The following is a 23,449-nucleotide window of genomic DNA, read 5'->3' on the forward strand; positions in this document are numbered from 1 at the left end:
CCCGGAACCCGGAACTCTCCACCCGGAACTCGGAACTCGGAACTCTCCACTCGGAACTACCAATACACCGAATACAGCGCCACCAGCATCAGCACAATGATCAATGAGCCGGCAATGAAGCCCGGATGTGCCCTGAACATACGCTTATCTATTTCCAGGCCTTTCGGTACAATGCCCCTGCGGTTTTCTATTGTACTGATCATGTACATGGCAATAACACAGATCAGGAACACAAAGCCCATCCGGTCAAGGAACGGAATTTCAAATACACCCTCTGCATTCGGAACGGCAAAGCCCATTCCGCTCAGGAAGGAAAGATCGGCAAACTGGGGCAATACTTTAAAGAAAACAGACAGCAGAAATCCTCCCACCGTAGCAAACAGGGCGGCATTTGATGTGGTTTTCTTCCAGAAAAAGCCCAGCAGGAACATCGCAAAAATACCGGGAGAAACAAAACCCGTATATTCCTGGATGTACTGGAAGCCTCCTTTCTTATCGATACCCATATGAGGGGCGATCAAAACCGCCAGGATCATAGACACCACTACGGTGATCTTACCCACATTTACCAGCGACTTCTCGGAAGCTCCCGGGTTAATTTTCTTCCCGAAAATATCCAGCGTAAAGATCGTGGCAATGCTGTTGGCCTTACCCGCCAGCGAAGCCACAATAGCAGCCGTTAATGCCGCAAACGACAGCCCCTTCAGGCCTGACGGCAGCAGGTTCAGCAACACCGGGTAGGCCCGGTCGGGATTCAGCTCTCCGCCTTGCAGCATCTCTGTCTGGAAAAGCCCTTTCTGGTACAGGAAAAAAGCCGCTATCCCCGGCAATACCACAATTACCGGCATCAGCATCTTTAAAAATGCCGCAAAAAGAATCCCGTTCCGGGCAGTAGGCAGGTCAGCACCCAGGGCACGCTGGGTAATATACTGGTTACAACCCCAGTAATTGAGGTTCACGATCCAGAGACCGCCCAGCAGCATGGTCAGCCCGGGAATATCCAGGTAATGCGGGTTGTCGCGTTTAAAGATCATGTGAAAATGATCCGGAACTTCTTTGGTAAGGATAGAAAACCCTTTCATTGCCCCTTCCGCTCCGTGCTTATCGGCCACCAGGTTCAGGGCCAGATACGTGGTGATCAGGCCTCCCAGGATCAGGAAAAACACCTGGATCACATCGGTAAAACCAATAACCTTCATGCCGCCCAGGGTAATAAAGATGGCAAAAACGGCCAGTCCGTACATGCACATGGTGATATCCAGGCCCGATATACTGTTGATGGCCAGCGCCCCCAGGTACAGGATAGACGTAAGGTTGACCACCACATAGAGCAAAAGCCAGAAAATGGCCATGATCATGGCTACCGTACCGTTATACCGCTGATGCAGGAACTGCGGCATGGTAAAAATCTTGTTCTTCAGGTAAACCGGTATGAAGAAGAGGGCCACAATAATCAGTGTTGCTGCGGCCATCCATTCGTATGCTGCAATAGCCAGCCCGAAATTGAACCCCGAACCGCTCATGCCGATAAACTGCTCTGCAGAAATATTGGAGGCAATGAGCGAGGCCCCGATGGCCCACCAGGTCAGCGATCCCTCCGCCAGGAAGTAGTCTTTGGTGCTGCTGCTTTCTTTTTTCTTACGGTTGTAGATCCAGAAACCATAACCGGCTACTATAACAAAGTAGATCAGGAATACGATGTAATCCCGGGCGCTAAGGGAGTTCATTCAGGTTGAATTGGTTTAAAAGATATATCGGTTCACCAGGTTTTCCAGGTACTCCTGCCTGCCGCTCACCAGCCGGGGCTCTCCGTTTGAAGCGGCATAGTCGCGGAGGTCTTCCAGCGACAGCCGGCCTTCTTCAAACGCTTTACCCTGTCCGGAGTCAAACGAAGCGTACCTGTCTTTCCTTAATTTCGCATAATCTGATTTTTGCAGAATTTCCTCTGCCACCAGCAGCGACTTTGCAAATATATCCATTCCTCCGATATGTGCATAAAAAAGATCCTCCCGATCGGTAGAATTTCTTCTGATCTTGGCATCAAAGTTAATTCCACCGCCCTGGAAACCGCCGGCTTCCAGGATGATCAGCATGGATTCCACCAGCTCATTGATATTATTCGGGAACTGATCGGTATCCCAGCCGTTCTGGTAATCGCCCCGGTTGGCATCAATGGAGCCCAGCATTCCCGTGTCTGCAGCTACCTGCAGTTCATGCTGGAAAGTATGCCCGGCCAGGGTGGCATGGTTCACTTCCAGGTTAAGCTTGAAGTCGCCCAGGAGGTCGTACTGCCGCAGGAACCCGATCACCGTTTCCGCGTCGTAATCGTACTGGTGCTTGGAGGGCTCACAGGGCTTGGGCTCAATGAAGAAAGTACCCTTGAACCCATTTTTACGGGCATAGTCTCTGACCGTATGCAGGAAACGGGCAAAATGTTCTTTTTCCCGCTTCATATCGGTATTCAGCAGGGTCATGTACCCCTCTCTTCCCCCCCAGAAAACATAATTCTCACCGCCCAGGGCAATGGTGGCGTCCAGTGCGGCCTTTACCTGCGCTGCCCCGTGACTCAGTACGTGAAAATCGGGGTTGGTGATGGCCCCATTCATGTATCGCCGGTTAGAGAAGAGGTTGGCTGTGCCCCAGAGTAGTTTCACGCCCGATTCCTCCTGCTTCTTCAGCGCATAGTCGGTCAGTACCCGGAGCCGGCGTTCGTTTTCGGCTACATCCGGGCCATAATCCACCATGTCTACATCGTGAAAACAATAGTACGGCAGGTTCATCTTGGTGATGAACTCAAACGCGGCATCCATCTTATCTTTTGCCCGCTCCACCGGGTCGCTTTTTACATCCCAGGGGAAAATATGGGTGGGCTCACCAAAAGGGTCTGACCCGTTGCCGTTAAACGAATGCCAGTATGCACAGGCAAACTTCAGGTATTCTTTCATGGTTTTCCCCTGTACGATCCTGTTTTCATCGTAATACCGGAACGCCAGCGGGTTATCGGTGTCTTTTCCTTCGTATCTGATCTCTCCTATGCCTTCGAAATACTCTTTTTCTCCTTTAACGATTGCCATTTTTTTGTAATTTAAGATTTAAAATTTCTTTCCATTCTTCGTATAGCTCATCGTAGCACCCGGTGGCTTCGGGTTCTACGGTTTTGATTTTTTTCAGGTTGGAAAAGGCCTCTGCCGGCTCTTTAAAATACCCGGTTCCCAGTCCGGCACCCAGGGCGGCCCCCACGCTGCCGTCATTTTCGTAGAGCTCTACCGGTACGCCCGTAGCCCCTACAAAGTCTTTCCGGAAGACCTCGCTCAGGAAGAGGTTGGAATGACCGGCTTTGATCACGGAAGGGGGATACCCGTTGTCGCGCATGATATCCAGGCCGTAGCGGAACGAAAAGGCAATGCCTTCGTTAATGGCTTTCAGGATATGGGCTGCCGAATGCCGGTTGAGATCAATATTTTCGATATGGGCGCCGATGGTCCGGTTCCGGAGAATGCGCTCGGCACCGTTTCCGAAAGGCAGCACGCGCAGGCCGTCTGCTCCCGGGGGCGCCTGCGCCGCCAGGCGGTTCAGCTCGGGGTAGCTGAAATTGCCGGCCAGGATTTTCCGGGCCCAGCTGTACAGGATGCCCGTACCGTTAATGCACAAAAGGATACCCGTACGGATGTGACCGGGCAGGTAATTCACATGGGCAAACGTATTCACCCGCGAGGCCGGGTCATACACCAGCGCGTCACTCACCCCGTAGATCACCCCGGAAGTACCCGCCGTGGCAGCCACTTCGCCCGGCTCCAGCACGTTCAGGGAGAAGGCATTATTGGGCTGATCACCGGCCTTGTACCCGATGGCCGTACCGGGAGACAGCCCCAGCTCTCCGGCTACCTTTTGCGAGACCTCGCCATGTACTGAAAATACGGGTTGTATTTCGGGAAACAGACCGGCAGAAAAACCAAAATAATTCAGGATGCTTTCCGAAAGGGTGTTGGAGCGAAAATCCCAGAATACCCCTTCCGACAAGGCGCTGATGCTGGTGGTCAGGTGACCCGACAGCTTATACGCGATAAAATCACCCGGCAGCATGACCTTGTCGATCTTTTCGTACAGGCCGGGCTCATGTTCTTTTACCCATGCCAGCTTGGCCGCCGTAAAGTTACCCGGAGAATTGAGGTGATGCTCCAGCGAGAAGGCATGGCCCATGGCATCAAAGGCCCGCTCACCGGTTTCTACCGCCCGGCTGTCGCACCAGATAATGGAATTTCTTAACGGGTTTCCCGCAGCATCGGTAATCACCAGCCCGTGCATCTGGTAAGCAATACCGATGGCTTTTATCTGCCGGGGATCGTATGTACCCGTAGCGTGCGACTTCCTGATCGCATTTTTGGTATTCTCCCACCAGGTTTCCGGATCCTGCTCGGCCCAACCGGGCCGGGGACTGAGAATTTCCGCTTCGGTTTCCGGATACCGGACCGAGGAAACAGCCTGCCGGGTTGCAGCATCAATCACTGAAATCTTAACAGAGGAGGTTCCGAGGTCTATTCCTAATAGAAACATACGATAAAAGGCAAGGTTGAAGCGATATTACGCAATCGATTGCATAAAAGTAGCAACGATTTTTTTTTAATCCAAAAGGTTACGGTTTTTTTTAGGTTATTCCTTTCCGGAGATCATTAACGGCCCTGTCATAAAAGTAAACATGTCTCAAAAGTCCACACACCGCTTCCGTATTTTCAGGCAGGGGAGCCTTCTGGCCAGCCTCTTCCCCGGCAATTGCCTTTTCACTCACCCGGTCCGGATCGGACTATGATCAGGGTCGCAAAAAGTGCTTACGCAATCGATTGTGTATAATTTACAGGAAACCGTTACTTTTGTTAAAATTATCTACTTATTTTCAGCGTATCTTTTGAAAAAGAAAGTCACCATCTACGATATAGCCCGGGAGCTGAACATCACCGTTTCTACCGTTTCACGAGCGCTGAACGATTCGAGGAGCATCAGCACCGAAACCAAAGACCAGGTGCGGGCCATGGCCCAGAAGATGAACTACAGCCCCAACAAGCTGGCGGCCTCACTGAAGTCGGGCAAAACGTTTACCATCGGGGTAATCGTGCCGAGCGCCCGCGTCCAGTTTTTTGCCTCGGTGATCCACAGCATAGAGCTGAATTTAAAAGCGGCCGGGTACGGCATTCTTCTCTACCAGACCAACGAAAGCCTGGAGAACGAAAAACAGGGGGTTAAAACGCTGCTGGAAGCCCAGGTAGACGGCATTTTTGCTTCCTTGTCGCTCGAAACATCAGCAGACATCAGCCATTTCGAAGCGGTGGTCAGGCAGGGCAAGGCCCTGGTTCTCTTTGACCGTACCATGGAAAATTTTAATGTGCCATCGGTTACCCTGAACGACTTCAAGGCCGGCTACATGGCTGCTGAGCATTTGCTTAAAAAGAATTTCCGGAACATCACCTTTATTGCCCCGCCCCAGAAGATCAGCATCTTTAAACAGAGGGTGGAAGGCTACCTGGCGGCCCTGCACGATCACTGCATTCCGGCTCATGCCCATACCGTACGCTACGGAACCTTATCTATAGAAGGCGGTAAAGCCCAGATCAAAAGCATGATGGCCGGATGCCCCCTGCCCGATGCGGTAATTGCCGGTGATGACTTTACGGCCCTGGGAGTGCTGCGGCAGCTGAAAGAAGAAGGTGTGCCGGCCGGACGGGTAGCGGTAATGGGGTTTGCCAACGAGGTATTTTCCGAATTCATTACTCCTTCGCTGACCACCATTGAGCAGCAGCCGCACAAAATGGGGGCCGAGTGCGCCCGTATTTTCCTGGCCATGGTCAATAAGAAAAACCCGTATGACAACCCGGAGAAGGTAGTATTAGAACCGATACTGGTGGAGAGAGAAAGCACGGGAGAGTTAAAAGTGAAAAGATAAAAGTGAAAAGTTGCGGTACATTAATTTTAATACTAATTGTACCGCAACTTTTCACTTTTAGTTTTTAGTTTTTAACTAAATCCTCATTTCGCTGCCGAAAACCTCTTCGCTACCGCATCCCAGCTCACCACATTCCAGAATGCATCAATGTAGTCCGGGCGTTTGTTCTGGTATTTCAGGTAATACGCGTGCTCCCACACGTCGATACCCAGGAGAGGTGTTCCTTTCACTTCTGCAATATCCATCAGGGGATTGTCCTGGTTAGGCGTGGAAGTAATGGCCAGGGAGCCGTCAGCTTTTACAATCAGCCAGGCCCATCCTGAACCGAAACGCGAAGTACCAGCTGCTTTAAACTGGGCTTTGAACTCATCTACCGAACCAAAAGCCGCTTCAATGGCTGCTTTGAGATCACCTGAAAGCTCACCGCCTTTACCGGCCGGTGCCAGGATGTTCCAGAACAGGTCATGGTTGTAATGGCCACCACCGTTATTTCTTACGGCAGGTGATGCCTTACTCACGTTGGCCAGGATTTCTTCAATACTCTGCTTATCTAAATCGGTGCCGGCAATGGCTGCATTCAGATTGGTAACGTACGCATTGTGGTGACGATCATGGTGGATTTCCATGGTTTGCGCGTCAAAATAAGGCTCCAATGCATTGTTTGCATAAGGGAGCGGTGCTAATGTAAAGGCCATAACTCGTTTATTTTAATTAATTTGAATCTGTATTACTTATAAAACAACCCCATTCTTTAATCCGTTCCCCTTCACCGTGTCTTCTTACCCGGGTCTCAGCTTCTTAAAGAACGCCTTCATCAGCTGACCGGCTTCATCAGCCAGCACCCCGGAAATCAGGTTGGTTTTCGGATGCAGAACACCCGGCGACCAGAGAGAAAATCCCCGTTTGGCATCGGAGGCTCCGTAAACCACCGTACTGATCTGCGACCAGGCCAAAGCGCCCGCGCACATCAGGCAGGGTTCTAAAGTAACGTACAAAGTACAATCTTTGAGATATTTTCCGCCTAAAAAGTTGGAAGCGGCAGAAAGGGCCAGCATTTCGGCATGTGCGGTAACATCCGTCAGCTTCTCGGTCTGGTTGTAGCCTTTCCCGATAATCTTCTTCCCGTCAGCCACTACAATAGCTCCCACGGGTATCTCATCCTGCTGAAATGCCTCTTCTGCCAGCACAAGTGCTTTATGCATGAAGTATTCATGCGAGAATACCGGGTATGCATTTTTTGCCAAAATCAAAACGGCTTAAAAACAAAGGCTGGCTGCTCCCAGCAGGCCGGCATCATTGGCCAGTGTAGCCCGGCGGATGTCCAGCGTTTTGGTATAATAAGGTGTCAGCCAGTAATGCAGCTGGCGGTTAACGGCCGGCATGATGTATTCAAAAGAAGCCGAAAGTCCTCCGCCGATCAATACAGTGGTGATATCCAGGATACGGATCATGCTCACCAGGCCATCGCCCAGCAGCGAGCCTACCTTATCAAAGATCTTCAGTGCCAGCTCATCGCCTTCTGAAGCGGCCGCTACGAGTCCGGTGGTAGAAATGCTGCCGTCGGCCGGGAGCTTCGTTTCACCGGTAAATTCGCTGCGCATTCTGTTGGCCATGTCAAGGAGCTCATTTTTACCGATATTCCTCTCCAGCACTTTCCCGTTCTCTGAAGGCATGTGACCGGGCTCCATAGCGTTACCGCCCCCGCCTTTGAACACCCGCTTGTCAATAATGGCCGCACCGCCCACACCGGTACCCAGGGTAACAAAGATGTAATCTTCGGGAAGCTTCTCTTCTCCGAAATAATATTCGCCCAATGCCGCTGCATTGGCATCATTTTCCAGGAAAAAATCATGGTCCGGGAACCGATCTTTTAATACCGGGATGATGTGAATACCGTTGGTTTCCGGGATAGCCGTGATCTCTACGAGGGTATTCCGGTCTCTGGTAATCAGGCCGGGTACGCCGATACCCACTTTCTTTACTTCCGGGTTTTCTTTCAGCTGAAGCACAATGGCATCGCCCAGGCGCTCCACAAACCTCCCGGAGGCCCGCCATGAGCTGGTCTCATGACTATAGAAGTTCTTAATATTACCTGTTTCGGAATCTACGATTCCCATTTTTACATTTGTTCCTCCAATATCTATTCCAAGGTATTCTGTCGCCATTATTTAGTTGTTACTGTAGAACACAAATATATATTAAAATAATTTAAAAACTACTGAATACAATCTCTTCAATTAATCCGAGCATTTCAATTTTCCCGCTTTTCTTCTCGGAAGAGGTAATAAAATACTCCGGAAGTATGCCCCAATCCCGGCTAAGTGCCTCTCTGAAAGCGGTTATATTGCGTTGCCCTTCCATTGTTTTCACTTTATCTTCTTTCGTAAAAATTATTTTAATGGCAATCCCGTTTTCCCCCAGTTTCCGGATAAACTCAAGGTCGCTTTTCTGCGGACTTACCCGGATATCTACCAGCACAAAAACATACAGGAGGGTTTTTCGCTCCAGGATATAGTCCCAGGTCATCTTTTCCCATTTGGCTTTTTCAGACAACGGCACCTTGGCGTAGCCGTAGCCGGGGAGGTCAACCAGGTACCAGGCATTATCTACCAGGTAGTGATTGATCAGCTGGGTCTTTCCCGGCGTGGAGGAGGTCTTGGCCAGGTTTTTTACCCCTGTCAGCATATTGATCAGGGAAGATTTTCCTACATTGGATCTCCCGATAAAGGCAATTTCCGGCAGGTTGTCCTGCGGGCACTGCTCTATTTTGGTGGAACTCTTGCTGAAAACGGCGCTTTTAATCTGGTACATACGTGACTTTATTTACAATTCGGGCATATCCCCTGCACCAGGATATTCACTTCTTCTTTTTGGTAACCTTCGGGCAGGCTGATTTCGGGGATCAGGTGGTTTTCAAGACAGGTGGTTTCCTGGCACACCGAGCATTTGAAATGCAGGTGATCATGGTGATGATGCCCGGGATGGCACTCTTCTTTGCACAAAGCATATTTGACCCCGCCTTTATCGTCCAGTATTTTATGGATGATCCCTTTTTCCACAAAGGTTTTCAGTGTCCGGTAAACGGTTACCCGGTCAATGTCGTCGCCCAGCTCGTTTTCCATATCGCTCTGCGAAATGGCAGCGGTTTTCTCCCGGAAACGTTCCAGGATCACCTGCCGGGTTTCGGTTACCCGCAGCCCGGTGCTTTTCAGTATTTCATTCAGCTCACTCATACCTTTTCTTTAGGGTTTACGAGAACATCAAATTGCATCTTAACCAGCTGCGCATAAACGCCCTCTGAATCAGATAACAAATTTTCATGGGTTCCGGATTCCACAATGCGGCCTTCTTCCAGAACATAAATGCGGTCAACATGCTGAATCGTGGCCAGCCGGTGCGCTATAATAATGGAGGTCCGGTTTTTCATCAGCTCTTTCAAAGCCTCCTGGATCAGCCGCTCGGAGTGCGAATCCAGTGCGCTGGTGGCTTCATCCAGGATCAGTACGGCCGGGTCTTTCAGGATAGCCCGGGCAATGGCGATCCGCTGCTTCTGTCCGCCCGAAAGCTTGATTCCCCGCTCGCCCACACGGGTCTCCAACCCTTCCGGGAACCGGTCAATGAATTCGAGGGCATTGGCCTTACGGGCCGCTTCCCTGATTTCTTCTTCTGTAGCGCCGGGCTTACCGTATTCAATGTTTTCCCGGATAGAGCCGCCGAAAAGCAGCACCTCCTGCGGAACAATGGCCATATTGCTTCGCAGCTCGGTAACATTGATCTCGCTTATGCTTTTCCCGTCCATCAGGATATCCCCTTCTTCGAGGGGATAGTATTTCATCAGGAGCTGTACAATGGTGGATTTCCCGGCCCCTGAATGCCCCACCAGGGCTATCTTCTGCCCTGCCGGGACAGAAAGATCAATATCTTTAAGAACCGGGACATCTTTTCTGGACGGGTACGAAAAGCATACATCCCGGAAACGGATCTCTCCTTTATACCTCAAGCGCTGCGGTTCGTCGTCCATATCTACTTCCGAAGGCTCTTCCAGGATCTCAAACAACCGCTCCGATGCCCCGATAGAACGCTGTACCGACGCATAGATTTCGCCCAGGCCTGCCAGTGAGCCGGCTATAAACAGCGACTGCAGCAGGAAAGCCACCAGGTCTGAGAGGATCAGGTGCCCTTCGAGCACCAGGTTACCACCAAACCAGATCACCAGGCAGACCCCGCCGAATAATCCTACAATAAAAAACGAGATGAAAATACCCCGGTAACGGGCCAGCTTGATCGAAAGCTTCACCACTTCACCGATCAGGCCGGAATAGCGGTTGTATTCCAGCTTCTCATTGGTATAGGCTTTTACGGTAGAAACCGACTGAAAGCTTTCATCGACCACAATATTGGCCTCCGCCAGCCGGGCCTGCACCTCGCGCGACAAGCGGCGCACAAACCGGCCGAATATCAGCGCCGCCAGTACCGTAACCGGGAAAGTGGCCAGCATAAACAACGTAAGCTGCCACGAAACGTAAAACAGGTAGGCCAGGCCCAGTACCAGCGTAGCGATCTGCCGGAAAAACTCGGCCACCGTGGTAGTCAGCACGTTCTGTATGGCCGCTACATCTGACGACAGGCGGCTGATAAGATCGCCCACCCGGTTGTTTTCAAAAAAGGGAATCGACGTGGTAATAATTTTTTTGTAGACCAGCTTACGGATGTCGGCCGTTGCCTTTTCACTGACCACAGCAAAGAACACCACCCGGAAATAGGAAAAAACACCTTGTGAAAGCAAAACTATACCAAATACCATGGCCACCTGGTTCAGGCTGAAGCCCGATTTCCCCTCCAGCACCTTGGTCATTTCACCAACCAGGATAGGAAACAGCAATGTAGTGAGAGTAGAAAATACCAGCATCACCATACCGACCAGGTACAGTGCTTTATAAGGGCTTAAAAACCGGAAAAGCTTTAAGGCTTCTTTCATGCCCTTAAGGCTGAGCCGGGGCTTGTTGTTTTCAGAGGAAGGGTTTGTCATTTATTTGTCTTTTTGGCCGCGGTATTTTGAGCCTCTCAAAATAGCCTGGGCATCTTCATTTTGCATTAATTCCGGGATGCTTACCTCCGGATGGTTCATCCGGTACATCTCTACTATTCTCCATCCCAGCCACTGGCCTATGCGGCCGGGGCAATCGGGCCCGATCTCTCCCATATACGGCCTTTCGCCGAAATACCGGACATTTACCGCCGGGTTCTTACTGTTCAGCAGCTCCCGCTCTATGACATGCGCCCAGATCACGTCCTGGTGCTCATAGGCATTCTGCATTTCCCGGTTGGTATAGCCGATAAGGAGAGAGTCTTCTACATGCGGCAGCACGGCACGGCTGAATTCCAGCGACTTCCCGAAAAAGATCATGTCGGCCGTGAAGGAGTCGTTGCTGAAGTCTGTTTTATTAAAGCGGTTGGATAAGAACCGGATCACATTGGGCACTATATACTCCGGGGCAAACCGCCGCAGCATGTATTCGGGCTGGTCGGGCCGGTAGAGGGCTTTGGGACCGATGAACGACTCAAGCGATATGACCACCAGCGAGTCGGTCACCGCCATATCATTCCTGAGCCCGCTGAAGCCGGCCACAATACGGGGCGGTGTGAAATCGGGATACAGCCTCCGGATCTCACCAAACGCCCGGGCAAAGCTCTGCTCCATAGCCTTCAGATCACCGAAAGTTTCCCCTACCTGCCCGTAAAGCTTCCGGGCGTCAGCATGCTGTGTCATGTGAAAAACATCGCCCGTGAAAGACGTATCAGACGGAGAGGCCCCAAACAGCAGATCACATACCGAACGGTTCTCTTCCAGCAGCTTTTTAAGTTCTGCTTCCGACTTCACGTCCATGAGCTGCCGGTCAAACCGTTCAATGGTTACCGCAGCCTCCGGCGTATCCGACCCCCTGCCGCATCCGAACACCACAGCGGCCAGCAGCAACAGGAACACTCTTTTAAACATCTCTGTGTAAAATTATAAAACGCAAATTTACGGATTTAATGGCGAATGGTGGCAAAACAAATTTACGGAAGCAAATACTTGGTCTTTTCAAAAGAATTTGTATCTTTGTATGGAAACACACAGCGTTTATGAAATTTGAAATTATATTCCTGACCGAAGCCAGAGAGTTTCTCTTACAATTAGATGAAAAAGCCGCGATAAAATTATCTTTAATATCGATAAGGCAAAAGCAACCCTTGACAAGGAATTATTCAAAAAACTAAAAGATGAAATCTGGGAGTTCAGAACTTTTTACAATAAAACGTATTACCGGATTTTTACATTCTGGGATAAAGAAAACAAACACAACACTTTGGTACTGGCAACGCATGGGATCGTAAAGAAAACCGCCAAAGTCCCTGAAAAAGAAATAAAAAGGGCCCAGCAAATAAGGCTGAATTATTTTGAGTTAAAAAACAACAGAAAAAAATGAAAGAGTTAAAAATGTTCACTTTTAGCCAGATAAAAGATGAGTTTATCGGTAAAATCGGAACGGATAAAAGAACTGCTTATGAGCAGGAGCTTCAGCTGGAAATCCTTGGAGATATCATACGTAAAGTCAGGTTGGAAAGAAACCTCACCCAGGAAGAGCTGGGCAGGCTTATAGGGGTTCAACGGGCGCAGATATCAAAACTGGAAAACAACACTACCAATATTACTATGGAAACATTGCTGAGAGTTTTCAAAGCACTCAATGCAAAAGTAAACTTCAACGTGGAACTTTTAAACAATGGAGTTTCTATAGCACAATAATCAATCAATCCGCCTATTCAAAAGCGATTTCCGGCCCTACAACTCATTCAGCCGCTTCCCCTCCAGGAACGAAAACCGCTCATGCTTGGGCTCACCGATAACCTGTTTGCTGTAAATACTGTTATGCCCGGATAGCAGATAGGAAACCACGCAGGCCAGGGCCACATATACGCCGCATTCGGCACCGAACAGCTCCAGGGCCATTAAGCTGCAGGCAATGGGCGTATTGGTAGCGCCGGCAAATACCGCCACAAATCCCATTCCGGCCAGGAGCCCTACCGGTAAAGGGATAAAAAAGGCCAGGGAGCTTCCCAGTGTAGCCCCAATAAAAAACAGGGGTGTCACCTCTCCGCCTTTAAAACCGGCCGACAGCGTAATGATGGTAAAGATCATTTTCAGGGCAAAATCATAGGCCGGCAGGGGCTGCTCAAAAGCGCTGAGTATGGTAGGAATACCCAGGCCGATGTATTGGGGGGTACCCATCATCCACACAGCCAGGGCCACAATAATCCCGCCGGCTACCGGGCGCAACGGCGGATAAGCGATTTTTGCTTTAAAAAACCGGCTGGTGCGATGAATTAATTTACTGAACGTAGCGGCACATAATCCGAAAAACACACCCGCAATGACTGCATAAATGATGTTGACAAATGAAATATCCGGGACCAGGCTGATCGAATAATGCGTATGACGGGCCTGCCAGAGCCGGGTAACCCGGTCGGCAATAACGGCGGTCATCAATGCCGGGAAAATGGCATTGTAGCGGATCCGGCCGATCAGGAAAAACTCCAGGCCAAACAGCGTGCCCGCCAGCGGTGTGCCGAATATAGAACCAAAGCCCCCGGCAATGGCTGAAATCATCAGCAGGACCCTGTCGCCGGAAGAAAGCCGGAACGGCTTCGAGAACTGGTCGGCAATGGCACCGGCCATCTGCAAAGCCGTACCTTCCCGGCCTGCCGAGCCTCCGAAAAAATGCGTAACAATGGTTCCGATATACACCAGCGGGGCCATACGGAACGGAACCACCTTCTCCGGGCGGTGAATGGTATCAATCAGGAGATTATTCCCGGTTTCTGCCTCTTGTCCGAAATAATAATAAAGCAGGCCCACCAGGAACCCGCCCACCGGCAGTAAGGCGATCAGCCACAAGTGGCTTTCCCGAAAATGGGTGGCCCAATCGAGTGAAATGAGAAAACCGGCGGAAGCACTGCCAATGCAGGCACCGATAACCAGGGAAATGCCTGTCCATTTAAGAATATACGGGAAGGCCGGATATTTCCGGAAAAAGAATTGAGTAGAGATCTTTGCTTTTTTACCGAATGATTTAGACATAAGAGGCCTGATTAAATTGGTTAACATTTAATTAATCAGGCGTCATCAGCTCCGGAGAAGCGGTTGGGTAAGGAAGAACACCATTTCCTTTTTTATCTGCTGCAAAAATATGAAATTATATCGGAGTATGTAACAAAGAAAACCCCTTTACCCGCAATAATTACAGATTTTTTTTGTAACTTACACAGGATATTTCAAACTTACGTGCTGTGAGTTAATCCGCGATACGAAAATGAATGTGGAAACAGAGAAAGTGACTACGGAATACTATTCCGAATCCGAGAAGAAAGAGATTGCCAAGCGCTACAGGAAGATCCTGAAGGCCGCCAAAAGCCTTATTAAAGACGGCGATGCCAAAATGATCCGGAAGGCCTTATCGGTCAGTATGGATGCACATAAGGAAATGCGGCGCAAGTCGGGCGAGCCCTACATTTATCATCCGCTTGAAGTAGCCCTGATCTGCGTGGAGGAAATCGGTCTGGGCCCCACTTCGCTGGTCTGCGCATTGCTCCATGATGTGGTGGAAGACACCAGCATTACGCTGAAAGATATCGAGAAGGATTTCGGCCCGAAAGTAGCGCAGATTATCGACGGGCTCACCAAAATCAGCGAAAGCTTCGAGCAAACCCAGTCGGCACAGGCCGAGAACTTCCGGAAAATGCTCCTGACACTCTCGCAGGATGTGCGCGTGATCCTGATCAAGCTGGCCGACCGCCTCCACAACATGCGTACGCTGGACAGCATGGCCAGGAACTCGCAGCTCAAGATTTCCAATGAAACCATTTATATCTATGCGCCCCTGGCGCACCGCCTGGGGTTGTACCAGATCAAGTCGGAGCTGGAAGACCTGTACCTGAAGTATACCCACCCCGAGGAGTTCAAAGACATCACCGCCAAGCTGAGTTCCAGCAAGGCTTCAAGAAAAAGGCTCATCGACAATTTCATGAAGCCCATCAAAAAAAGGCTGGAAGAGGCCAGCCTGGATTTTTACATCAAGGGCCGGCCCAAGCACATTTATTCGATCTGGAAAAAGCTGCAGAACACCAATATCCCTTTTGAGGGCATTTATGACCTTTTCGCCATCCGGATTATCCTGAAGGGGATTCCCATTGACGAAAAAGACAAGGAAAAAGCCGCCTGCTGGCAGGCGTATTCTATTGTTACGGACGAATACCGCCCTAATCCCGACCGCCTGAAAGACTGGATCTCCACGCCCCGGTCTAACGGGTATGAATCGCTCCATACCACCGTTATGAGCAACGCAGGGGTGTGGGTGGAAGTACAGATCCGAACCGAGCGTATGGATGAAATAGCTGAAAAAGGTTATGCTGCCCACTGGAAATACAAGGGCAACAGCACCTCGCTCGACAAACCCCTGGATCAGTGGATCAACCAGGTGCGCGATACGCTGGAAAGCGGCGACTCTTCGGCCATTGAGTTTATTGAAGATTTCCAGAGCAACCTCTTTAACGAAGAAATTTTCATTTTCACCCCCAAAGGTGACCTGAAAGTGCTCCGGAAAGGAGCTACTGTACTTGATTTCGCTTTTGATATTCATACCGAAATCGGCAGAAGGTGCACCGCCGGTAAGGTAAACGGCACCCTTATGCCGATCAGCCATGTGCTCCAGAGCGGCGACCAGGTGGAAATCCTGACCACCAAAAACCAGAAACCATCAGAAGACTGGCTGCGTTTTGTGGTGACCTCTAAAGCCAAAGCCCGTATCAAAGACCTCCTGAAAGAATTTAACAAGGGCTATATCAGTGAAGGAAAAGAGATCATTGCCCGGAAGCTGAAAAACCTGGGCATGGAAAATAACCTGGAGACGATCAACCAGCTCCGGGCCTACTTCAACAAAAAAGATTACAACGACCTCTTCTATGCCTTTGGCAAAGGGCATAACCTGCCTGACGAGATCAGCAAGTTCAAAAAAGAAAAAGAAGCCCAGGCCAACCGGCAGAAAAAAATTGAGCTTGATGAGAAGGCGTTCAAAGATGCCAAATCTTTTGAGCGGGAATTTAAGAAAGTTCAGGGAAATGACACGCTGCTGATCGGTGACGACATGCAGCAGATTGACTATACCCTGGCGCGCTGCTGCAACCCCATTCCAGGTGATAATGTTTTCGGTTTCCTGACCATCAACGAAGGCATAAAAATTCACCGGAACAGCTGTCCCAATGCCCACCAGCTGCTTTCCAATTACGGCAACCGGGTAATCAAGGCCCGCTGGGCCAGCCAGATTGAAAAATCATACCTGGTCACTATTAAGTTGAATGGTATAGACCGGGTAGGACTGATCCAGGACATTTCAAAAGTTATCTCCAATGAGCTTCATATTAATATGCGGGGTATTTCTGTTGAAACTTTTGATGGTATATTTGAGGGAAAAATCAAAGTTTACGTTTTTGACACCAAACACCTGGATGAGCTTCTTCACCGCCTTGAGATCATAGAAGGCGTCAGCAATGTATCAAGAGATGAAACCGCATAACCCGAATGAATAAACGCATAATTCTTTCATTACTCCTGTTTTTATCCGCAGAGCTGGCTGCCCAGGAAACCTCGGATACGCTTACCGTAAAAAGGAGGGTTTTTACTTCAACAGCCTACCGGCAGGGGATCAGGCAGAACAATTCCATGCTTTATGATCTCTATGCAAAATCAAAAGCCTACGACGCCGAAAGGCAGATGAAGCACGCCCGGGTTCTGACCCCGGCGGGGGCTGCCGTTTCTGTTGCCGGCCTTGCCCTCAGCATTAATGCCCTCATAGGGGTAAAAAAGACCACCGTTATTGATAATGTGGAGTACTCCTACTTTAAAAGGCCGGTGGCAAACGCCCTGGGCGGGGTAGCCCTGCTGGCAGCCGGGGTCTGCCTGATGGAATTCGGCAGCGACAAAAAGGAGCAGTCGGTTGATTTATACAACAAAAAGAAAAAGCACGATGCCCTTACCACAAGCGTTGGCCTGAACAAAGAAGGCCGGCTGGGCTTAAAGCTGTCGTTTTAAACCCCGTAAGCCCTCTGACCAATAACATGCAGATATTTAGATCAATTCTAAGTACTTAATTATTAATTTTGTAAGACCATCTATATAAAATTATATATGATCGCTGAAAAAAATAATATTCAGGCGGTAAAGCAAATTTTTACGGCATATCTGGAAAACAAACAACTTCGGAAAACTCCCGAGCGCTACGCCATTCTCGAAGAGATCTACAGCAGAGACGATCACTTTGATGTGGAAGATCTGTATATTTCCATGAAAAACAAGAAATACCAGGTGAGCCGCGCTACGGTTTACAATACCTTGGATCTGCTGGTAGAGTGCGACCTGGTGACCAAACACCAGTTCGGGAAGAATCTGGCACAATATGAAAAATCCTACGGATTTAAGCAACATGACCACTTAATTTGCCTAGATTGCAACAAAGTTTTGGAATTCTGTGACCCCCGGGTTCAATCCATTCAAAACATGGTGGGTGATCATTTGAATTTCAACGTTTTACACCATTCCCTGATTTTTTACGGCTCTTGCCGTAATTCAGAATGTGAAAACAAAATTGGCAAATAAATTAAATAACTGGTTTCAAAAATGGTTGATATTCTGCTAGGCCTTCAATGGGGAGATGAAGGTAAAGGGAAGATTGTGGATGTTCTGGCTCCGGAGTACAAAGTGGTAGCCCGTTTTCAGGGCGGTCCCAACGCCGGGCACACGCTCGAATTTGAAGGAAAAAAACATGTTTTACACCAGATACCTTCGGGTATCTTCCGGCCCGACAGCATAAACATTATCGGAAACGGAGTAGTACTGGATCCCATTATCTTTAAAAAGGAAATAGAGGCCCTTGCTCCTTACCAGATCAATTTCAGCAAAACCCTGTTCATTTCCAAAAAAACAGCCATTATCATTCCGTCGCACCGGCTGCTCGATGCCGCGTCGGAAAAAGCCAAGGCGGAAGCCAAAATCGGCTCTACCCTGAAAGGCATAGGCCCGGCTTATGCCGACAAAGTATCACGCCAGGGCCTGCGCCTCGGTGACGCCCTGTCGCCTTCATTCAAAGACAAATACAACAAGCTGGTGGAGTCGCATAAAAGAATGCTGGACTTTTACCGGTTTGAATACGACCTCGCGGAAGCCGAGCAGGAGTTCTTCCGGGCCCTGGAATTTATCAAAGGCTTTAATCTTATTGAAAGCGAATACCTGATCAACAAAAAGCTGGCCGAACCCGGCACCCGGGTGCTGGCAGAAGGAGCCCAGGGCTCCCTGCTGGACATTGATTTCGGCTCGTACCCTTTTGTCACCAGCTCCAATACTACGGCTGCCGGGGTTTGCTCCGGCCTGGGGGTTTCACCGTCTAAGATCAACGACGTATACGGCATATTCAAGGCCTACTGTACCCGTGTGGGCTCAGGGCCTTTCCCTACCGAGCTGCTTGACGAAACCGGTGAGAGAATGCGCCAGGAAGGCCGGGAGTTCGGCAGCACCACCGGAAGACCGAGAAGATGCGGCTGGATAGACCTGCCTACCCTGAAATACTCTATCATGCTGAACGGGGTTACCCAGCTGGTGATGATGAAGGTAGACGTGCTAAATATCTTTGATGAGATAAGCGTATGTACGCACTATGAGCTGCCTGACGGCACCATCACCGACGAGCTGCCTTACGACATGACCGATACCCCGCTGAAGCCGGTATACGTCACCCTGCCGGGCTGGAAGCAGTCGCTGGAGGGCATTACCTCATTCGAAGACATGCCTGATGCGCTCAAAGCCTATACCGCTTACCTCGAACGCGAACTTAACACCCCCATTACGTTTGTTTCTACCGGCCCGGACAGGAATGCCACGCTGGCCAGAAAATCCGGATTATGAACCGAGCCTTAGCTTCTTTTGTATTTACCGGCGAGACCCTTTTTAACCTGAAGGGCCCGGTAGCTGCTGAAGAAGCTAAGCCGCCCGTGCTTCCGCCCCGGAAAAACCCGGAAAAACGTACGCTTATCCTGGTTGATTTCTTACCCGATGCCGACCGGGAGCTGCTCACCAGGATCATGGCCTCAGTGGGAGTTACCCCGGATGATATAGAAGTGCTGCACCAGCAGCAGTTCCCCGAATACGACCTGCAAACCCTCGGCCGGGTAGAGCAGGTGATCACTTTCGGTGATTTTTCAGAAGTGCTTCAATGGACCGAAAAGCCGGTAAAATACCGGTTGGCTGCTCATGCCGGCAAAAAAATTCTCCTGGCAGATCCCCTCACTATGGTAGGCCGCAACCTGGCCGGTGAGAAGCGGAATTTATGGGCTGCACTGAAAGAAATGTTCGGCCTGAGCTGATTATCTTTTTTATTCCCGTAACATATTGCTAATTTTGCACCTTCCGTTATAATGGAGTCGATATGCTAAGGAATTTCTTATTTGTACTGGTAATCCTTTCCGCAACGGCCTGTGCGAAAAGGACAACTCCCTCCGGAAGCGGCTCTTCAGGGCAGGTTTCCGGCTATTCGGAAGATATACGCCATCTTCTTCCTCAATATGACGACCTGGAAACCGATGGAAAAGCGGCTGACGGAAAGGAAACGGGCAAAGCAGAACCCGTTAATGTGGCTTTTTCAGATGACAACGAGAAAGTGAATGCTTCACTCGATAAGATCATTGAGCATAACAAGACTTTTAACAACGGTCAGGGATTCAGGATCCAGGTTTTTTCGGGCAATTCACGGGCCGACTTTGAAAATGCCAAAAGCTACCTGCTCAGGAATTTCCCGCAGCTGGAAATTTATGAGTCGTACAGTCAGCCCACCTACCGGATCCGGGCAGGTGACTTTCTTTACTACCAGGATGCCGAAAAGTACAGCGGCTTACTCCGGCAGAGGTTTGGAACGACACGCATAGTGAATGAAAAAATAAACATAAAAAAGGCACTGAACTCGAAGTGAAAAAAGCATTAATTACCGGGATAACCGGACAAGACGGGGCCTACCTGGCCGAATTCCTTCTCCAGAAAGGATACGAAGTACACGGCATTAAAAGAAGAGCCTCTTTATTTAACACCGACAGGATAGATCACCTGTACAGGGATCTGCACGAAAGTAATATTCACTTTAAGCTGCATTACGGCGACCTGAGTGACTCTACCAACATCATCCGGATTATACAGGAAGTACAACCGGACGAGATCTATAACCTGGGCGCCATGTCGCACGTGAAAGTGAGCTTTGACGAGCCCGAATATACCGCCCAGGTAGACGGTATAGGCACCCTCCGTATACTGGAAGCCGTACGCCTGCTGGGCCTTATTGAAAAAACCCGGATTTACCAGGCCTCCACCTCTGAGTTATACGGCCTGGTGCAGGAAGTACCGCAGTCGGAAAAAACACCGTTCTATCCCCGCTCTCCGTACGCCGTGGCCAAGCTTTACGGGTACTGGATAACCGTTAATTACCGTGAAGCATACAACATGTACGCCTGCAACGGTATTCTCTTTAACCACGAATCACCGCTGCGGGGCGAGACCTTCGTGACCCGTAAAATTACCCGTGCAGTGGCACAGATCGCTCTCGGACAGGACGATTGCCTTTACCTGGGGAACCTCGATGCCAAACGCGACTGGGGGCATGCCCGTGACTATATTGAGGCCATGTGGCTTATCCTGCAGCAGGAGCAGCCGGAAGACTTCGTGATTGCCACCGGTATTACCACCACCGTTCGTGACTTTGTCAGGATGGCATTTGAAAAAGCAGGGATCTCCCTTGAATTCAAAGGAAAAGAAGAAAAAGAAGAAGCTTACGTGACGGCCTGCGCCCATCCCGATTACCAGCTGCCCGTTGGTAAAAAGGTATTGGCCGTAGATCCCATATATTACCGGCCTACAGAAGTGGAATTGCTTATCGGTGATCCGACCAAGGCAAAAACCAAACTGAACTGGCAACCGAAATACGACCTGGCCGGCCTCATTGATGAAATGGTAACGGCTGACCTGGAATATTTCAGAAACCGGCCTGCCTATAATAAAGCGGGCATTAAAGTAGACTAAAACCCGTAAGGGAAAGTTTGTCAATCCGGATAATTGAATTCAATTATTCATTTTTCAATTTAACTGATATGATCTATCCCATCATAGGATACGGAGCATCTGTCTTACGAAAAAAATGTACCGACATCACCCCGGGTGAGCTGGACGTGAAGCAGATCTCTGATAATATGTTTGAAACCATGCACAGCGCCTCCGGGGTAGGCCTGGCCGGCCCGCAGGTAAACCTGGCTTACCGGATCTTCGTGGTAGACGGCGAAGTGATCAATAACGGGGCTGAGACAGAAGAAGATATTGACCCCGACCTGGTGGGCTTTAAGAAAACCTTCATCAACGCCCGTATCCTTGAAGAAACCGGCGAACCCTGGGGGTATGAAGAAGGCTGCCTGAGCATTCCGGGTGTACGGGCGGATGTTTACCGGAAACCCGTTATCACCATTCGTTACTACGATACCGACTGGGTAGAGCACACCGATACCTTCAAGGGAATGGCTGCCCGTATTATCCAGCACGAGTACGACCACATTGAAGGCGTACTTTTCACCGACCACCTCGCTCCCCTGAAAAAACAGATGCTTAAGAAAAAGCTGGGCATGATCCAGAAGGGAATCGTAGACGCCGACTACAAAATGAAGTTTCTTTGAAACCTCTCTTAAACATAGCGCTCCTGCAGGAAGACCTGGCCTGGGAAGACCCCGAAGCCAACCACCGCCTGGCGGAGCGCTATTTTACGGCAGATTCTCCCTCCACCGACCTCGTTGTTCTTCCCGAAATGTTTTCCTCGGGCTTTACCCGCGATTTCTCGGAAACGGCGCCTTACCCTTCTCTTTCCTGGATGAAAACACTGGCAGCCGCCCAAAGCTGCGCCGTGTACGGCAGTGTGGCAGTCACTGAGGATCAGGCAGCCTTTAACCGGGGTTTCTGGGTGAGCCCGGACGGTTCTTTTGAACAGTATGATAAACGCCATCTTTTCACCTATGGCAAAGAGCACCTGACCTTTCAGCCGGGCAATACCCTTCTTCGCACCGGTCTGGGCCAATGGACCTTCCGGCCGCTGATCTGCTATGATCTCCGTTTCCCGGTCTGGAGCCGGAATGTGAAGCCGTATTACGATGTGCTGATCTACATTGCTTCCTGGCCTGCTGTGAGAAAAGAAGCCTGGAAAGCCCTTCTGAAAGCCCGGGCCATTGAAAACCAGTGCTATGTGATCGGTGTAAACCGGGTAGGTACAGACGGCTACGGGCTGGATTATTCGGGCGACTCCTGCGTCATTGATTTCAAAGGAGACCTGCTGCTGGATGCCGGTGATCAGAAAGGCCGCTTTGATATTTCTCTCTCCTGGCAGGATCTTCATGATTTCCGCCGGACATTCCCTTTCCTGGAAGATGCTGACGAGTGGATGTTCAGGAATTAACATTCAGCTCTTTTATAACTTTGTCAACATCGTTTTCAAAAAGCTTATCCCGGATAATCCTGTATTTCTCAAATTCTTTCCCGGCAAGTGCCAATACCACTTCACGGGCTACTTCAACGCCAGATGGTTATAATCGTTCAGCAGCTTTCTCAAAAATACGGAATCAGGTTCTTCTGAACTGATTTCCAGAAGTTCTTTTATCCGTTTGGAAAGCTTATCCAGCAGCTCTTCGTCATAATGATGCTCCGATTTTTCCAGCAGGTTTTTCACCAGGGTCATGTCTTTATCCGAGAACCGGATCACCTCAGGGTAGGTCACCACATAATTCTGCTTATGGTTCACATACGAGTAAATGGTATCTTCTACCGTGAAATATTCATCCTGTGTATTGACCACAAAGGTACCGGCGGCCAGATCGCCGAAGCGCTGCCGGTAGGGCGAACGCTCTATCCGGAGTATACCCACCAGCGGGCCGAAAGGTGTTAAAACAACCACCCATGAATTCATAAACGCCAGCAGCAGAGTGCCATAGGCATCGGCAAAGAGAAATATCCAGCGCACCAGGCATTGCGCTGCCGAAGGCGGGTTGCCATCCGGCCCTGCTACTTTTATCTTCATCAGCATCTTACCGGGCGTTTGTCCACGAAAAAACCATTCCGATAAAAACGAATAAAAGTAAACGGGTAAAAACAGGGCAATAACCGGCAACACAGTATCTCCTGCATAGCGAGCCGGCCCCCAATAGGCCATCAGCAGTATATACGCTCCCTTGAACATCCAGTCAATGGTAAAGGCAAAATACCTTTTCCAGGTACCGGCCAGTGGAATGCTCAGCTCCACATTCAGGAAAGTAGGAATCTTCAGTGTATCCATAACTGCATGCTATGCTGCAAAACTAAAGGTATTTTTATATCTTTGGAAAAGTCTTGGATCAAAGAATACCATAACTCTT

Annotated in this window: 24 protein-coding genes and 1 riboswitch; of the genes, 12 read left to right on the plus strand and 12 right to left on the minus strand. The window is 49.8% G+C overall.

Annotated features, from left to right (window positions below; all coding sequences use genetic code 11):
- Nucleotides 1-56: 56 nt before the first annotated feature.
- Genes AB2U10_RS01520 through AB2U10_RS01530 form a run of 3 tightly spaced genes read right to left on the minus strand, consistent with a single transcriptional unit; the run spans nucleotide 57 to nucleotide 4,554 of the window.
- Nucleotides 57-1,727, minus strand: coding sequence for a sodium/sugar symporter (locus tag AB2U10_RS01520; protein ID WP_367914481.1), 1,671 nt, complete (start codon nucleotides 1,725-1,727; stop codon nucleotides 57-59).
- A 15-nt stretch (nucleotides 1,728-1,742) separates the two neighbouring features.
- Nucleotides 1,743-3,074, minus strand: coding sequence for a xylose isomerase (xylA, locus tag AB2U10_RS01525; protein ID WP_367914480.1), 1,332 nt, complete (start codon nucleotides 3,072-3,074; stop codon nucleotides 1,743-1,745).
- Nucleotides 3,061-4,554, minus strand: a complete 1,494-nt coding sequence (locus AB2U10_RS01530) for a xylulokinase (protein WP_367914479.1) — start codon at nucleotides 4,552-4,554, stop codon at nucleotides 3,061-3,063. Before AB2U10_RS01530 ends, xylA begins: the two co-directional genes overlap by 14 nt.
- A 349-nt stretch (nucleotides 4,555-4,903) precedes the next feature.
- Here AB2U10_RS01530 and AB2U10_RS01535 point away from each other — a divergent pair, with 349 nt between their 5' ends.
- Nucleotides 4,904-5,935, plus strand: a complete 1,032-nt coding sequence (locus AB2U10_RS01535; RefSeq protein ID WP_367914478.1) for a LacI family DNA-binding transcriptional regulator — start codon at nucleotides 4,904-4,906, stop codon at nucleotides 5,933-5,935.
- An 83-nt stretch (nucleotides 5,936-6,018) separates the two neighbouring features.
- Here the strand turns inward: AB2U10_RS01535 and AB2U10_RS01540 are convergent, their stop codons facing one another.
- The 7 genes from AB2U10_RS01540 to AB2U10_RS01570 form a co-directional block, all read right to left on the minus strand.
- A complete protein-coding gene (locus AB2U10_RS01540; RefSeq protein ID WP_367914477.1) occupies nucleotides 6,019-6,630 on the minus strand; it encodes a superoxide dismutase in 612 nt (203 codons plus the stop codon).
- Between the two features lie 84 nt (nucleotides 6,631-6,714).
- On the minus strand, nucleotides 6,715-7,179 hold the full coding sequence (locus AB2U10_RS01545; RefSeq protein WP_367914476.1) for a nucleoside deaminase: 465 nt from the start codon (nucleotides 7,177-7,179) through the stop codon (nucleotides 6,715-6,717).
- Nucleotides 7,180-7,191: 12 nt separating this feature from the next.
- Nucleotides 7,192-8,100 (minus strand): ROK family protein, encoded by a 909-nt coding sequence (locus AB2U10_RS01550; RefSeq protein WP_367914475.1) that lies wholly within the window; start codon nucleotides 8,098-8,100, stop codon nucleotides 7,192-7,194.
- Between the two features lie 43 nt (nucleotides 8,101-8,143).
- Nucleotides 8,144-8,746 (minus strand): ribosome biogenesis GTP-binding protein YihA/YsxC, encoded by a 603-nt coding sequence (gene yihA, locus AB2U10_RS01555; RefSeq protein ID WP_367914474.1) that lies wholly within the window; start codon nucleotides 8,744-8,746, stop codon nucleotides 8,144-8,146.
- 8 nt (nucleotides 8,747-8,754) lie between these two features.
- The gene (locus tag AB2U10_RS01560; protein ID WP_367914473.1) at nucleotides 8,755-9,168 is read right to left on the minus strand and encodes a Fur family transcriptional regulator; all 414 of its coding nucleotides are present in this window, start codon (nucleotides 9,166-9,168) and stop codon (nucleotides 8,755-8,757) included.
- On the minus strand, nucleotides 9,165-10,964 hold the full coding sequence (locus tag AB2U10_RS01565; RefSeq protein WP_367914472.1) for an ABC transporter ATP-binding protein: 1,800 nt from the start codon (nucleotides 10,962-10,964) through the stop codon (nucleotides 9,165-9,167). The genes AB2U10_RS01560 and AB2U10_RS01565 overlap by 4 nt, the downstream gene beginning before the upstream one ends.
- Nucleotides 10,965-11,933, minus strand: a complete 969-nt coding sequence (locus tag AB2U10_RS01570) for a gliding motility protein GldB-related protein (protein WP_367914471.1) — start codon at nucleotides 11,931-11,933, stop codon at nucleotides 10,965-10,967.
- A gap of 214 nt (nucleotides 11,934-12,147) precedes the next feature.
- On the opposite strand from AB2U10_RS01570, the gene AB2U10_RS01575 reads away from it, so the two are divergent.
- Entirely contained in the window at nucleotides 12,148-12,405 is a 258-nt protein-coding gene (locus AB2U10_RS01575) for a type II toxin-antitoxin system RelE/ParE family toxin (protein ID WP_493820085.1), read from the plus strand.
- The gene (locus tag AB2U10_RS01580) at nucleotides 12,402-12,725 is read left to right on the plus strand and encodes a helix-turn-helix domain-containing protein (RefSeq protein WP_367914470.1); all 324 of its coding nucleotides are present in this window, start codon (nucleotides 12,402-12,404) and stop codon (nucleotides 12,723-12,725) included. Before AB2U10_RS01575 ends, AB2U10_RS01580 begins: the two co-directional genes overlap by 4 nt.
- Before the next feature lie 36 nt (nucleotides 12,726-12,761).
- Here the strand turns inward: AB2U10_RS01580 and AB2U10_RS01585 are convergent, their stop codons facing one another.
- Nucleotides 12,762-14,057 (minus strand): voltage-gated chloride channel family protein, encoded by a 1,296-nt coding sequence (locus tag AB2U10_RS01585; protein ID WP_367914469.1) that lies wholly within the window; start codon nucleotides 14,055-14,057, stop codon nucleotides 12,762-12,764.
- Between the two features lie 29 nt (nucleotides 14,058-14,086).
- Nucleotides 14,087-14,154, minus strand: a riboswitch (Fluoride riboswitch).
- Between the two features lie 135 nt (nucleotides 14,155-14,289).
- Here AB2U10_RS01585 and AB2U10_RS01590 point away from each other — a divergent pair.
- The 9 genes from AB2U10_RS01590 to AB2U10_RS01630 all read left to right on the plus strand — a co-directional run bounded on the left by AB2U10_RS01590 (nucleotide 14,290) and on the right by AB2U10_RS01630 (nucleotide 22,497).
- Nucleotides 14,290-16,548, plus strand: a complete 2,259-nt coding sequence (locus tag AB2U10_RS01590) for a RelA/SpoT family protein (RefSeq protein WP_367914468.1) — start codon at nucleotides 14,290-14,292, stop codon at nucleotides 16,546-16,548.
- 5 nt (nucleotides 16,549-16,553) lie between these two features.
- Entirely contained in the window at nucleotides 16,554-17,063 is a 510-nt protein-coding gene (locus AB2U10_RS01595) for a hypothetical protein (protein WP_367914467.1), read from the plus strand.
- A gap of 96 nt (nucleotides 17,064-17,159) precedes the next feature.
- A complete protein-coding gene (locus AB2U10_RS01600) occupies nucleotides 17,160-17,627 on the plus strand; it encodes a Fur family transcriptional regulator (protein WP_367914466.1) in 468 nt (155 codons plus the stop codon).
- 21 nt (nucleotides 17,628-17,648) lie between these two features.
- Nucleotides 17,649-18,929 carry an adenylosuccinate synthase gene (locus tag AB2U10_RS01605; RefSeq protein WP_367914465.1) on the plus strand — a complete coding sequence of 427 codons (1,281 nt, stop codon included), beginning with the start codon at nucleotides 17,649-17,651 and terminating at the stop codon, nucleotides 18,927-18,929.
- The gene (locus tag AB2U10_RS01610) at nucleotides 18,926-19,387 is read left to right on the plus strand and encodes a hypothetical protein (protein ID WP_367914464.1); all 462 of its coding nucleotides are present in this window, start codon (nucleotides 18,926-18,928) and stop codon (nucleotides 19,385-19,387) included. The genes AB2U10_RS01605 and AB2U10_RS01610 overlap by 4 nt, the downstream gene beginning before the upstream one ends.
- Nucleotides 19,388-19,449: 62 nt before the next feature.
- The gene (locus AB2U10_RS01615) at nucleotides 19,450-19,989 is read left to right on the plus strand and encodes an SPOR domain-containing protein (protein WP_367914463.1); all 540 of its coding nucleotides are present in this window, start codon (nucleotides 19,450-19,452) and stop codon (nucleotides 19,987-19,989) included.
- Complete coding sequence (gene gmd / locus AB2U10_RS01620) at nucleotides 19,986-21,086, plus strand: GDP-mannose 4,6-dehydratase (RefSeq protein ID WP_367914462.1); 1,101 nt, start codon at nucleotides 19,986-19,988, stop codon at nucleotides 21,084-21,086. The genes AB2U10_RS01615 and gmd overlap by 4 nt, the downstream gene beginning before the upstream one ends.
- A gap of 68 nt (nucleotides 21,087-21,154) precedes the next feature.
- A complete protein-coding gene (def, locus tag AB2U10_RS01625; protein ID WP_367914461.1) occupies nucleotides 21,155-21,727 on the plus strand; it encodes a peptide deformylase in 573 nt (190 codons plus the stop codon).
- A complete protein-coding gene (locus tag AB2U10_RS01630) occupies nucleotides 21,724-22,497 on the plus strand; it encodes a nitrilase-related carbon-nitrogen hydrolase (protein WP_367914460.1) in 774 nt (257 codons plus the stop codon). Before def ends, AB2U10_RS01630 begins: the two co-directional genes overlap by 4 nt.
- Before the next feature lie 108 nt (nucleotides 22,498-22,605).
- Here AB2U10_RS01630 and AB2U10_RS01635 read toward each other — a convergent pair whose 3' ends face one another.
- Nucleotides 22,606-23,370 (minus strand): RDD family protein, encoded by a 765-nt coding sequence (locus tag AB2U10_RS01635; RefSeq protein WP_367914459.1) that lies wholly within the window; start codon nucleotides 23,368-23,370, stop codon nucleotides 22,606-22,608.
- Nucleotides 23,371-23,449: the final 79 nt, after the last annotated feature.

This window comes from Leadbetterella sp. DM7, assembly GCF_040829825.2.
In the GTDB taxonomy this organism is placed as follows: domain Bacteria; phylum Bacteroidota; class Bacteroidia; order Cytophagales; family Spirosomataceae; genus Leadbetterella.

What these genes read in the sequence shown, in the direction of transcription:
- AB2U10_RS01550 (WP_367914475.1), bottom strand. Translation starts at nt 8,100, where the DNA reads ATGGCGACAGAATACCTTGGAATAGATATTGGAGGAACAAATGTAAAA.
- AB2U10_RS01540 (WP_367914477.1), bottom strand. Translation starts at nt 6,630, where the DNA reads ATGGCCTTTACATTAGCACCGCTCCCTTATGCAAACAATGCATTGGAG.
- AB2U10_RS01615 (WP_367914463.1), top strand. Translation starts at nt 19,450, where the DNA reads ATGCTAAGGAATTTCTTATTTGTACTGGTAATCCTTTCCGCAACGGCC.
- AB2U10_RS01635 (WP_367914459.1), bottom strand. Translation starts at nt 23,370, where the DNA reads ATGGATACACTGAAGATTCCTACTTTCCTGAATGTGGAGCTGAGCATT.
- AB2U10_RS01580 (WP_367914470.1), top strand. Translation starts at nt 12,402, where the DNA reads ATGAAAGAGTTAAAAATGTTCACTTTTAGCCAGATAAAAGATGAGTTT.
- AB2U10_RS01520 (WP_367914481.1), bottom strand. Translation starts at nt 1,727, where the DNA reads ATGAACTCCCTTAGCGCCCGGGATTACATCGTATTCCTGATCTACTTT.
- AB2U10_RS01570 (WP_367914471.1), bottom strand. Translation starts at nt 11,933, where the DNA reads ATGTTTAAAAGAGTGTTCCTGTTGCTGCTGGCCGCTGTGGTGTTCGGA.
- AB2U10_RS01530 (WP_367914479.1), bottom strand. Translation starts at nt 4,554, where the DNA reads ATGTTTCTATTAGGAATAGACCTCGGAACCTCCTCTGTTAAGATTTCA.
- AB2U10_RS01585 (WP_367914469.1), bottom strand. Translation starts at nt 14,057, where the DNA reads ATGTCTAAATCATTCGGTAAAAAAGCAAAGATCTCTACTCAATTCTTT.
- AB2U10_RS01595 (WP_367914467.1), top strand. Translation starts at nt 16,554, where the DNA reads ATGAATAAACGCATAATTCTTTCATTACTCCTGTTTTTATCCGCAGAG.
- AB2U10_RS01610 (WP_367914464.1), top strand. Translation starts at nt 18,926, where the DNA reads ATGAACCGAGCCTTAGCTTCTTTTGTATTTACCGGCGAGACCCTTTTT.
- def (WP_367914461.1), top strand. Translation starts at nt 21,155, where the DNA reads ATGATCTATCCCATCATAGGATACGGAGCATCTGTCTTACGAAAAAAA.
- AB2U10_RS01600 (WP_367914466.1), top strand. Translation starts at nt 17,160, where the DNA reads ATGATCGCTGAAAAAAATAATATTCAGGCGGTAAAGCAAATTTTTACG.
- AB2U10_RS01605 (WP_367914465.1), top strand. Translation starts at nt 17,649, where the DNA reads ATGGTTGATATTCTGCTAGGCCTTCAATGGGGAGATGAAGGTAAAGGG.
- xylA (WP_367914480.1), bottom strand. Translation starts at nt 3,074, where the DNA reads ATGGCAATCGTTAAAGGAGAAAAAGAGTATTTCGAAGGCATAGGAGAG.
- yihA (WP_367914474.1), bottom strand. Translation starts at nt 8,746, where the DNA reads ATGTACCAGATTAAAAGCGCCGTTTTCAGCAAGAGTTCCACCAAAATA.
- AB2U10_RS01560 (WP_367914473.1), bottom strand. Translation starts at nt 9,168, where the DNA reads ATGAGTGAGCTGAATGAAATACTGAAAAGCACCGGGCTGCGGGTAACC.
- AB2U10_RS01565 (WP_367914472.1), bottom strand. Translation starts at nt 10,964, where the DNA reads ATGACAAACCCTTCCTCTGAAAACAACAAGCCCCGGCTCAGCCTTAAG.
- AB2U10_RS01590 (WP_367914468.1), top strand. Translation starts at nt 14,290, where the DNA reads ATGAATGTGGAAACAGAGAAAGTGACTACGGAATACTATTCCGAATCC.